Origin of the sequence: Flavobacterium branchiophilum NBRC 15030 = ATCC 35035 (assembly GCF_002217205.1) — a bacterium.
In the GTDB taxonomy this organism is placed as follows: domain Bacteria; phylum Bacteroidota; class Bacteroidia; order Flavobacteriales; family Flavobacteriaceae; genus Flavobacterium; species Flavobacterium branchiophilum.
Genome location: NZ_MUGT01000226.1, coordinates 1 through 1502 on the forward strand (window position 1 = coordinate 1; position 1502 = coordinate 1502).

Annotated in this window: 1 protein-coding gene; it reads left to right on the forward strand. The window is 26.6% G+C overall.

Annotated features, from left to right (window positions below; translation table 11 throughout):
- The first annotated feature begins 128 nt into the window (after nucleotides 1-128).
- Complete coding sequence (locus tag B0A58_RS16035) at nucleotides 129-1250, forward strand: DUF4419 domain-containing protein (protein WP_089081870.1); 1122 nt, start codon at nucleotides 129-131, stop codon at nucleotides 1248-1250.
- The last annotated feature ends 252 nt before the right edge of the window (nucleotides 1251-1502 follow it).

The following is a 1502-nucleotide window of genomic DNA, read 5'->3' on the forward strand; positions in this document are numbered from 1 at the left end:
TTTATTTAATAGTTTTTTATTATTTTTGAAAAATATTAAGCGGTAGTTTTTTTACAGACAAACAATAGTGGCAGAGCTTGAAAAATGTAGTTTAATGAACTGAAAAATTATTTAAAAACCAATTATTAATGAGATATATTTTTACATTATTATCACTATTATTAGTTTCGAATTTAATTGGACAAGTTAAAATAAAATGTGATGATGTTAAATTAGCGAACAAGCCTTTATCCGAAGTTTCTTATGTTAAAGCTATCGAAAAAAGAATTAATGGGCAATTCGAGGCTTGCGAGTTTAAACTCAGAAACGAGATGTTTGTAGAAACTGAAATTCATCCATTTGTTTCGACACTTTATATGGCATACTCTGATCATCGACCGGTAAGTATAAGTCCAGATATGATTTGGCTATTAATTTGTCAAGGGTTTTCTACACACGTAAATTTGAATACCGAAGAGTTAAGAAATAAATTTGTTTCTTTTAACGATAAAAAAAAGTTAGTTGTTAATACACAATTTATTAGTGATAAGTTCAAAAAAGGAAGTAAAAATTCACCTTGGGAGTTAGCATTTCCAATGATGGCCGATTCTATATCTAAATATGTAAAAAAAGACATTCATAGTTTATATGTTCAATCATTCAGTACAACAACTCCAACTGAAAAAGCAGCTTATGAAATTGCACTTTTAGACGTAATGAGTGGATATTTTGAATATGAATATGCAACAGCTTGTGGAATACCAGAAATTAACATAGAAGGAACGAAATTCGATTGGATAAAAATTAAAAATAATTTAAATAGTCTAAAAGGCCATGGAATTGATAAATGGATAAATTCATTAGAACCAATAATGCAACAATTTATAGATGCAAGCGAAAGCAAAATTGACAAAACATTTTGGGAAAATATCTTTAAAAGAAAAGACGAAAGTGGTGGGCCATATATCACAGGTTGGATTATAAAATTTTTCCCATATATAAGAAATGGAAGTCAAGAAATGATTCCTAATCCTTACATAAATAAAGAGCCAAAAGAATTTATGGAAGGATTAGAAACAAATCAATTCAATAATGGACTTTCAAAAGCTAGTTTTATTTGGAATTATTTTGGTAAAGAATATGAAATGGAATTTTTAGCTGGATTTGTTGGAATAAAACAAGATAAAAAATCTTTAACTTTAAGACCTGAAATAGGTTGGTTGGTTAAAGATAAAAATAGTAGTAAAAAAAAGTCGAAACTAATAAATTAGGCAAAAAGGAAAGCCCTACACCTAATATTTCATTCAAAGACAATAGAAAATATATATTGCCTTTAATTTTTGTTACATTAATTGGAATTTTTATTGCGTATAAAATGAAATACAAAAAATAGATCAAAATTAATAAAGTTCAGCCTCTTAAGGAGTTATCGAAAAATTTTTAGATGATATTTCAAGAGGATTTAGTGTTTCTTTTGTATAAAAAATTTGTAAATAATTGCTATTTTATTTAATAGTTTTTTA

Bases quoted from the DNA above. Each gene is read 5' to 3' on its own strand.
- B0A58_RS16035 (WP_089081870.1), top strand. From the start codon at position 129: ATGAGATATATTTTTACATTATTATCACTATTATTAGTTTCGAATTTA.